Raw genomic sequence first — 11,067 nt, 5'->3', positions numbered from 1 at the left:
GTTGATAGACCGTGCGCAGCGCCGTGGCGAAGGTGCGCACCGGGCCGTGCATCGCATCCGGCGCCGCGCGCTCCGACAACACGCCGGCGCGGACCATGCCGGCATGCAGCAGGCGCAGTTGCGTGGCGTCATCGGCGTCGACGAAGGCCTGCGGATCGATGCCCAGCGACTTGCCGCTGGACAGTTGCAGCGTGTCGATCAAGCGCTGCAGCGCCGCCGTGCCGGTATACGGCTTGCCTGCCGTGCCGTTGCCGCCCGGCGCCTCGCTGTCGATCAACGTCAGCGACGCCACTTCACGTCCCTGCGCTTGCAACTGCGCAGCCATGGCATGCGCGACCCAACCGCCGAACGAATGGCCGATCAGGTGCACCGGGCCTTGCGGGTATAGCTGCTCGATGGCTTGCAGATAGAACGCCGCAGCCGCCTCGACCTGACTGTGCGGCACGCCGATGCCGTCCAGCCCCCGCGGTTGCAGGCCGATGATCGGCCATTCCGGGCCAATGGCTTCGGTCAGGTGAATAAACCCCGTGACGCTGTCACCGGCCCCCGGCACACAGAAAATCGGCGCATGTCCCAACTGTCCGGTCTGGATCGTCAGGAGCGGCTGGTACTGCGCAGGCTCAGGGGGTTGCACGGCGTCCAGCGCCTGCGTGATGGCCTGCCCCAACGCCTGGATATGCGGCGCCTTCATCATGGTGCGGTGATCGCCGGGGATGTCGATGCAGTGCAGCCAATGGCTGGCGAACCGCGCTTCCCAACCCCGCGTCGGGCTGGGCAGAGACTGCCCGTCCATCAGCTCCTGAGCGCGGAACAGATGGATCGTCTGGCTCGCCGGGCTGACCCGGTAATGCGCCAGTGCCAGGCGATGCGCCGCTTCGCGATCAAAGTAATGCCGGGCATCCGCAGCGCTGACCGTGGCCAGCTCCGGATCGGTCAAGTGCTGTGCCAGGCAACGCTGGAACAACTGATCGAAATCCAGTGCACCGGCGGCGTCTTCCAGCGCCTGCACCGCCGCCAGTGCGCTGGCGCCGTCGGCACCGAGCATCAGCGAACGGCCACGGCAATGGCCAAGCAACTGGCGCTTGTCCAGCCCCTCGCCACTCCACAGCGCCTTGTCCTGCGCCAGCGAGTTGGGCGCGTAGCTGTCGAGCAGGCCGATGAAGTCCACCACCTGATCCTGACCGAGCAACTGCTGGGCGACCTCATGGGCCAGCACGCCACCGAACGACCAGCCCGCCAGCCGATACGGCCCCTGCGCCTGCACCGAACGGATGATCCCGGCCATGCGCCGAGCCATGCACTCGAGGGTGCGCAACTGCGGCTGTCCAAGCGGCACGCCGGGCAGGCCGTAAATCGGGAACGTCCCGCCAATGTGCTGCGCCAGCGTCGGGAAATACACGTCGCGGCCACTGAACTCATGCAGCAGGAACAGCGGCGTACCGTGATCCCCGGCGCGCACCACGACCAGTCCGTCCGGTTCCCCGGCGCTCTCGCCCTGCCCCAGCAACGCAGCGGCGGATTCGACACTCGGGTGCTGGAACAGCTCGGCCAGCGACACTTGCAGACCGGCCCGTTGCAGCTGATTGACCAACCGCACCGCGAGCAACGAATGCCCGCCCAGCTCAAAGAAGTTGTCGTGACGACCGACCTGTTCGACACCCAGCACCTCGGCCCAGACCCGCGCCATGGTGGTTTCGGTTTCACCTTGCGGCGCCACGTAAGGGCGGCTGATCAACGCGTCCACACCCGGTTCCGGCAGAGCCTTGCGGTCGACCTTGTCGTTCGGTGTCAGCGGCAACGCATCGAGCAGCACGAAGGCGCCGGGCACCATGTATTCCGGCAAGCGTTCCAGCACATGCGCGCGCAAGGCTTCCAGACCTGGCGTCTCGATCCCGGCACGCACGGTGTACCAGGCCACCAGACGTTCGTCGCGCACCATCACCACCGCGTCGCGGAGCGCCGGATGCTCAATCAGCCGCGCTTCGATCTCGCCGGGTTCCAGACGTAACCCGCGCAGCTTGATCTGGAAGTCGTTGCGGCCGAGGAATTCGAGGTTGCCGTCATGGCAATAGCGCGCCAGATCGCCAGTGCGATACAGCCGGTCCCCCGGCACAAACGGACTGTCGATAAAGCGCTCGGCCTGCATCTGCGGCAAGCCGTAATAACCCCGCGCCACCCCCACGCCGCCGATGTGCAACTGACCGCTGACGCCTTGCGGCACCGGTTGATCATGGTCATCGAGGACGTACAGGCGAGTGTTGCTCAGCGCCTTGCCGATCGGCACCACGCTGTCCGGCAGCGACATGCCCGGTTCCAGCGTCCAGCCGGTGCTGTCGACGGTGGTTTCAGTCGGACCATAGACGTTGTGCAAACGCACCCACGGCAGGCGCTGGCGCACTTGCCGAACCAACGCAGCACTGAGCTCGCCGCCACCATTCAGCACATCGGTGAGGCTGGTGCACTGGCTGACATCGTCCTGCTCGATAAAGTCCTGCAGCAGCGCCGGCACGAACTTCACCACCGTCACGTTGTGCTCGCGAATGGCCCGCACCACATACGCCGAATCACGGTTGCCGTCGGGCCGTGCAAGCACCAGGCGCAACCCGGTACACAGCGGCCAGAAGATTTCCCACACGGAGCTGTCGAAGCTGAACGGCGCCTTCTGCAACAGCGCGCCGTGCGCGGTTGGCGAACTGATCTGCGAGCCCCAATGCACCATGTTGCAGGCGCTGCGGTGTTCGATCATCACGCCCTTCGGCAGCCCCGTGGAACCCGAGGTGTAGATCATGTACGCAAGGTTCGCAGCACTCAGGCCCGGCACCTGCGGAGCATGATCCGGCAGCTGCTGCCAGGTACTGCGATCAAGCTGGATCAGCCCGGCCGCCGACTCGGCGAACAACGAACGCGTCGCCGCCTGCACCAGCACCGCCACCGGCGCGCTGTCCTTGAGCATGTAGGCCAGTCGTTCCGCGGGATAACCCGGGTCCAGCGGCACATACGCCCCGCCCGCTTTCAGAATCCCGAGCAGGCCAACCACCAGATCCAGCCCGCGCTCGACGCAGATCGCCACTCGCGCCTCCGGCTGCACGCCTTGCGCACGCAGGTGATGAGCCAGCTGATTGGCGCGCTGATCAAGCTCGCGGTACGTCAGACTGCCAGCGTCGGACTGCACCGCCAGCGCCTGCGGTTTGAGCCGTGCCTGTTCCTCGAACAAACGGTGCAGCGGTTGCTCCAGCGGGCAATCGGCCTCGGTCGCGTTGTAGTCGATCAACAAGCGCTGACGTTCCTGCGCGTCGAGCAACGGCACCTGCGCCAGCACCGTCTGATCATCGCTGACCAGCGCCGTCAGCAGTTGCTGGAAATAACCGACAAAGCGGCGGATCGTCGACTCGTCGAACAACGCCGTGGCGTAGTTCAGCGCACCGCGAATCCCGTCTGCGTGCGCGCCCAGGGTCAGCGACAGGTCGAACTTGACGAAGCGCCCTGCCCCGGCCACGCCTTCGAGAGTCAGGTCACCCAGTTTCACACTCGGCCCATCGTTGTTGTCCCAGCTCAACAGGGTCTGGAACAGCGCGCTATGGGACAGGCTGCGCAGCGGTTTGCAAATGTCCACCACCTGCTCGAACGGCAGGTCCTGATGCGCCTGCGCCTGCAGGGTTTGCGCCTTGACCCGCGCCAGCAAGGCTTCGCCACTCGGCTCGCCGGAGGTGTCGATGCGCAAGGCCAGGGTGTTGACGAACATGCCGATCAAGCCTTCGATCTCGGCGCGGGTGCGGTTGGCCACCGGCGAACCGATGACCACATCGGCCTGGCCGGACAGGCGACTGAGGGTCATCGCCCAGGCGCTCATGATCACCATGTACGGCGTCACTGCGCGACGCTGGCATAGCGCCGTGAGCCCGGCACTGACCGGCTCGCCCAACACCACCTCGACGCTGCCGCCGCTATGGTCCTGTTGCGCCGGACGCGGCCGGTCGGTGGGCAAGGTCAGCAAGGCCGGCGCACCGGCCAGGGTCTGTTGCCAGTAATCGCTCTGGCGTTGCAGCACCTCGCCACTCAGCCAGCGCCGCTGCCACACCGCGTAATCGGTGTATTGCAGCAGCAGTGGCGGCAGCGGATCGGCTTCGCCGTGGCTGAACGCCTGATACAGCGCCGCCAATTCGCGGGTCAGCACGCCCATCGACCAGCCGTCGGAGATGATGTGATGCAGCGTCAGCAACAGCACGTGGTGATCGTCGGCCAGCCGCACCAGACGGCCACGGATCAGCGAATCATGTTGCAGATTGAACGGCGCCGACGCTTCGGCCTCGCTCAAGCGACGCAAGGCGTCATCGGCCTGCGGGTGCTCACGCAAGTCTTCGACCTGCAGCAGCAAACCGCTCTGCTCCTCGCGGATCAGCACCTGCGCCTCGTCGTCGCGCTGGATGAAGCGGCTGCGCAGGGTTTCATGGCGTGCGACGATCCGCGCCAGTGCCCGTTGCAGGGCCACTTCATCGAGGCGCCCGCGCAGGCGCAGGCCGACCGGGATGTTGTACGCCGAGTGGCCACCGCCCATTTGTGCCAGGAACCACAGACGCTGTTGGGCAAACGATAGCGGCAACGCTTGATCACGCGGCGCCGGCAGAATGTCCGGCAACGTGCTGTACCCGGCGCGGCTGAGCACCTCGGCCACGGCCGCCAGCTCCGAATTGGCAAACAGCTCGGCCAATGTCAGCTCCACGCCCAGTTGCTGGCGCACCTGCGACAGCATGCGCATCGCCAGCAGCGAGTGCCCGCCCAGTTCAAAGAAGTTGTCGTGACGCCCGACCTGGGCAACCTGCAACACCTCGGCCCAGACCTGGGCCAGGCGCTGTTCCAAAGGCGTCGCCGGGGCCACATAGACCCGGCTGAGCAGTGCCGCCTGCGTCGGTGCCGGCAGGGCCTTGCGGTCGATCTTGCCGTTGTTGTTCAGCGGCAGGGCCTCAAGTTGCACCCAGGCGCTCGGCACCATGTATTCCGGCAGCCGTGCCTGCAATTGCGCGTGCAGGTCGGCACTGTCTACGGATTGATCGTGGACGGTGTAGTACGCCACCAAACGTGCGTTTTCCTGGCCGTCGCGGCGCGCCAGCACCACCGCTTCCTTGATCCCGGCGCAGTTGAGCAAGCGATTTTCGATTTCCCCGAGTTCGATGCGGAAGCCGCGAATTTTCACTTGATCATCGTTACGCCCGATGCACTCCAGTTGCCCCGGCGCCAGCCACCGCACGAGGTCGCCAGTGCGATACAGCAGCGCGCCGGGTTGGTCGCTGAACGGATCACGGAGGAATTTCTCGGCGGTCAGATCCGCACGGTTGAGATACCCCAGCGCCACGCCCTGCCCGCCGATGTACAACTCGCCGGTCACGCCCTGGGGCACCAGTTGCTGATGGGCATCGAGCACGTAGACCTGCGTGTTGGCAATCGGCCCGCCAATCGGCACGCTCTCGGCGTTTTCCGCCACCTGCTGCACTTCGAAGGTCGTCGCGTAGGTGGTGGTTTCAGTCGGGCCGTAGCAATGCACGAGGCGCAGCGCCGGCGCCTCGGCCAGCAACGTGCGGAACGCCGCCGGATCGCCGCGCTCACCCCCGCACAACAGAATGCGCAGGTCTTTGAGCGCCTGCGGAATCAGTTGCACGTACTGGTTGAACAGCGCCGTGGTGACGAACAGGATCGTCGCCCCGCTGGCGCTCAGTTCCCGGCCAAAGGCGTGCGGGTCGAGCAGGGTCTGATGGTCGATGACCACCACGCGCCCGCCGTTGAGCAGCGGCCCCCAGATGTCCATGGTGCTGGCATCGAACGCCGGGTTCGAGGCGAACACCACGCGGTCCTGCGCATTGAAATCGGCATAGCCGTTGTTCAGCACCAGGCGGCCGATGCCACGGTGCGGCACCATCACACCTTTCGGGGTGCCCGTGGAGCCCGAGGTGTACATGACGTACGCCAGCGATTCCGAGGACTGTAGCCGATTCGGGTTGTGCGTCGGCTGGTCGCTGAGCGTCAGGCGATCCAGGTCGATGCGCGCCACGCTAAAGTCGATCGCTTCGCTGCTGAGGGTCAGCAACGCCACGGCCTGACAGTCCTCGACCATGAATGCCTGACGTTCGCTCGGTGCATGGATATCCAGCGGCACGTAAGCTGCCGCACACTTGGCAATCGCCAGTTGCGCGACCAGCAATTCCAGCGATCGCGGCAGCAGGATCGCCACGCGATCCCCCGGTTGCACGCCGTGGCCGATCAAGTGATGGGCCAGACGATTGGCCCGCGCGTTCAGCTCGAAGTAGCTCAGCGACTGCGCACCATGCACCGCCGCCACCGCTTTGGGATGCGCCGCCGCCTGTTGCTGGAACACCCCGTGCACGGTCAGCGCCTGCGGGTAGTCACGGGCGGTGGCGTTGAAGTCGTGCAGCAAGCGCTGACGCTCGTCCGCCGCCAGCAACGGCACCTGCTCCAGTACCGCGTGATCATCGCCGACCATGGCCGTCAATAGCCGCTGGAAGTAGCCGACATAACGCAGGATCGTCGCTTCATCGAACAACGCCGTGGCGTATTCGAGCGAACCGCGAATCCCCTCGCCGACTTCGCCCAGGGTCAAGGTCAGGTCGAACTTGGCAACATCGCCGGCGCTGGCCAGCGCTTGCAGGGTCAGTTCGCCCAGCGCCAGATCCGGCCCGACGCTGCTGTCCCAGCTCAAGGTGGTCTGGAACAACGGACTGTGGGCCAGACTGCGCACCGGCCTGACGATTTCCACCACCTGCTCGAACGGCAGATCCTGATGGGCCTGCGCAGCCAGCGTCACCGCTTTGACCCGCGCCAGCAGCGCTTCGACGCTCGGTGCGTCGGAGGTGTCGATGCGCAAGGCCAGGGTGTTGACGAACATGCCGATCAAGCCTTCGATTTCGGCACGGGTGCGGTTGGCCACTGGTGCGCCGATCACCACGTCGGCCTGCCCGGACAACCGACTCATCAACAACGACCAGGCACTGAGCACGGTCATGAACAAAGTAACGCCATGCCGCTGACTCAAGGCCTTGAGCCCGGCACTCAGGCGCGCATCCAGCAGCACTTCGACGCGACGCCCGGCGTAATCCTGCTGCGCCGGACGCGGCCGGTCGGTGGGCAAGGTCAACAGGGCCGGCGCGCCGTCGAGGGTCTGCTGCCAGTAATCGCTCTGGCGCTGCAACACCTCGCCACTGAGCCAGCGCCGTTGCCAGACCGCGTAGTCGCCGTATTGCAACGCCAGCGGCGGCAATGGATCGGGCTGTCCGTGGCTGAACGCCTGATACAGCGCCATCAGTTCGCGGGTCAGCACGCCCATCGACCAGCCGTCGGCGACGATGTGATGCACGGTCAGCAACAGCACGTGATGCTCGTCGGCCATTCGTACCAGACGTCCGCGAATCGGCGGATCGTTCTGCAGATCGAACGCTGTCGCAGCTTCCTGTGCTGTCAACGTTTGCAAGGTCGCTTCGGCCTGCGGGTGCCGGCGCAGGTCTTCGACCTGCAACACCATGCCGCTGCCGACCGGGGCGATAGCGACCTGCGCGGCATCGTCAATGCTCAGGAAACGGCTGCGCAAGGTTTCGTGACGCGCCACGATCTGCGCCAGCGAACGTTGCAGGGCGTCACCGTCGAGCCGCCCGCGCAAATGCAGGCCAATCGGAATGTTGTACGCCGAGTTACCACCCGCCATCTGCGCCAGGAACCACAGGCGCTGTTGGGCGAAGGACAAGGTGCCGTCACGCGTGACCGGCAGGATTTGCGTCCAGCTGCTGACGTCCGCTGCGCACAGGCACCGGGCAACGGCCGCCAGTTCAGGGTTGGCGAACAGGTCGGCCAGGGCCAGTTCCAGGCCCAGTTGCTGGCGCACCTGAGCGACCATGCGCATCGCCAGCAGCGAGTGACCGCCGAGTTCGAAGAAATGATCATGGCGTCCGACCCGCTCCACCTGCAGCACTTCGGCCCAGATCTGCGCCAGGGTGGTTTCCGGCTCGCCTTGCGGCGCGGCGTACTCGCGGGTCAACAGCGCGGCCAGATCCGGTGCCGGCAAGGCCTTGCGGTCGACCTTGCCGTTGGCGGTCAACGGCCATGCATCGAGCCTGACAAAAGCGGCAGGCACCATGTACTCCGGCAGTTGCGCCAGCAGGTGTGCGCGCAACTGGCCAACGCTCAGCGACTCGCCCTCTTCGGTGTAATACGCCACCAGCCGTGGCTGGCCGGGCTCATCCTCACGGACCAGCAACACCGCGTCCCTGATTGCGTCGAGCTGGTTGAGGCAGGTTTCGATTTCGCCCGGTTCAATGCGTACGCCGCGGATCTTGACCTGATCATCGTTGCGCCCGAGGTATTCCAGGGTGCCGTCCTCGCGCCAGCGCGCCAGGTCGCCGCTGCGGTACATGCGTGCATTCGGCGCCGTGCTGAACGGGTCGTGCAGGAAGCGTTCCGCCGTCAGTTCAGGACGATTCAGGTAACCCCGGGCCACGCCGGCACCACCGACGTACAACTCGCCCATCACTCCCAGCGGCACGGGTCGTTGCTGTTCATCGAGCAGATACACCGTGGCGTTGCTCACCGGTTTGCCGATATGCAACGCCTGCCCGGCTTCGACCGTTCCGGAGGTCGCCACCACCGTGGCCTCGGTCGGGCCGTAGTTGTTGATCACCCGGAACGGCTGGTTGGCGTTGAACCGGCGCAGACGATCACCACCAATCAACAGGGTTTTCAGGGTCGGATGCGGCAGATTCTGGCTGAAGGCGTATTCGGCCACCGGGGTCGGCAGGAAGCTGACGTCCAATGGCTGTGCGCGCCACCAGTGGAGCAAGGCGTCGATGTCTTCATTGCCGTCATGGGTGGGCGCCAGGTGCAGGGTCGCACCAACGCACAACGCCGGCCAGACCTCCCAGGCCATCGCGTCGAAGCCGAACCCGGCCAGGCTTGACGTTTGGCCGCCGGCGCACAACTCGAATGCCTCGCAATGCCAATCGACCAGATTGCTCAGCGTGTGGTGTTCGACCATCACGCCTTTGGGCAGGCCGGTGGAGCCGGAAGTGTAGATCACATACGCCAGATGCTGCGGGGTCAGGCCCGGCAGAACAGGATTGTCGCTGTGGTCGCTTGGCCACAGGTGCCGGTCAAGGTCGATCACCGGCACTGCCAATGCTGGCAGACGTTCGCGCAACGTACTTTGGGTAAGCACGGCGACTGGCGCACTGTCCGTCAACAGGTAGTTCAAGCGCTCGGCCGGATGCGCCGGATCGATTGGCACATAACCGGCGCCAGCCTTGAGAATCGCCACCAGTCCGACCAGCGTATCGAGGCCACGACGGGCGACGATGGCCACGCGGTCGTCGGGCTTCACCCCCGACGCAATCAGATGATGCGCCAGTGCGTTGGCCTGTCGATTCAACCCGGCATAACTCAGGGGGGCCTCGGCAAACACCGCTGCCGGCGCGTCCGGGCGCTCGGCCACTTGCTGTTCGAAGCGCTGAGCGATCGTCAGCCCTTGCGGATAATCGGCGCGGGTGGCGTTGAAGTCGATCAATAGCTGTGCGCGTTCATCGGCCGGCAAAATCGACACGTGCTCAAAACCCTGATGCGGCGCGTGTTCCAGCGCCTCCAGCAAGGCGTGCAAGGCGCACTGCAAATAGCTGCAAATGCGCCGTGCATCGAGGCCGGCACCGGCCAGTGCGGTCAGGCTGAAACCTTCACCGAAGTCATCGACGCTGAGGGTCAGGCGATAGTTGCTGTGCTCTTCGGCCTCGAGCAATTGCATGCCGTGCCACGCCGCTGTGGCTTCGGCAGAAGGCGCGCCCGACGAGGCGCCGTGACGGTAATTGAACAGTGTACTGAACAGCGGCGTGGTCGGCGCCATCGCGCTGCAATGCTGGATGCGCGCCAGTTGCGCGTGTTCGTGCTGCAGCAACTGGCTCAGGCGTTGGTGCGTGGCCAGCGCCGCGCCCTTGACGCTGTGCGCGCGCAAATCAAGGCGCAGCGGCAAGGTGTTGATGAACACCCCGAGTGCCCGTTCCGCCCCCTCGCCGCCCTGCAAGCGCCCGAGCAACACCGTGCCGAACACCACGTCGTCGCGCCCCGACAATTGCCCCAGCACCTGCGCCCAGGCCAGGTGCATCAGACTCGCAGCACTGACACCGAGGCGCCGGGCCTGACGGCGGATCTCGTGGTTCAGCGTGGCATCGAGAGTCAGCTGAGCCTTCTGCGCCTGTTCTTCCAGGGCCGGGTTCTGGCCGTATGGCAGGGTCGGTTCGTCGACGTCGCCGAGCATCTCGCGGAAGAAGCCTTCGTGCTGCTCATCGCTCAGCCCGGCCAGAGTGTGCGCCACGTAATTGCGGTACGGCACCGGCTCGGGCAGGCGTTGCGGCTGGCCAACGAGGAAGGCCTGCATTTCCTGTTGCAGCACCTCCAGCGCCACGTGATCCATCACCAGGTGATGGAACAGCAGCAACGCAACGACACGTTGATTGGCCGCGTCCCAGGTGTGGACCACGCGCATCAGCGGTGCCTGATCGACGGCCATGCGGTAATGCCCGGCGTCAAAGTGGCAGCGCAACTGCGCCAGAGCATCAACGTCCGCCGCTTCCAGCGCGACGTTTTCACAGACCAGCGATGCCTGCCGCCAGACCACTTGCACCGGGTCTGGCAGGCCGTCCCAGAACAGCGAGGTGCGCAGAATGTCATGACGCTGGATCACCTGCTGCAAGGCTTGGGTAAAGCTGTTCAGACGTTGTTCATCGGCAAACGCGAACTGCGCCTGCAACACATACGGATCGCCCTGAGCGGCAGACAAATGATGGAACAGGATGCCGGTCTGCAACGGCGCCAGTGGGTAGATATCCTGCACGTTGGCCGCACCGCCGGGGATGCTGGCGACAATACGGTCAAGGGTTGGCTGGTCGAGCGTCACCAGCGGCAGCAGATCCGGGGTGATGTGCGTGCAATCCGCTGCGATGCGGTTGGCCGGCACTTCCGCGTCCGGCTCGCCACCGACCGCAGCGGCGAGTGCGGCCAGCGTCGGCTGGTTGAACAGCACACGAA

At 65.4% G+C, this 11,067-nt stretch carries 1 protein-coding gene; it reads right to left on the bottom strand.

Annotated features, from left to right (window positions below):
• The coding region (locus tag DBR24_RS02320; RefSeq protein WP_128613779.1) for a non-ribosomal peptide synthetase at nt 1–11,067 on the bottom strand (11,067 nt) is incomplete at both ends.

Source organism: Pseudomonas sp. HMWF006 (assembly GCF_003061205.1).
GTDB classification, from domain to species: Bacteria; Pseudomonadota; Gammaproteobacteria; order Pseudomonadales; family Pseudomonadaceae; genus Aquipseudomonas; species Aquipseudomonas monsensis.
The sequence above is the reverse complement of the archived record's forward strand: the minus strand, read 5'-3'. Positions and strand labels throughout refer to the sequence as shown.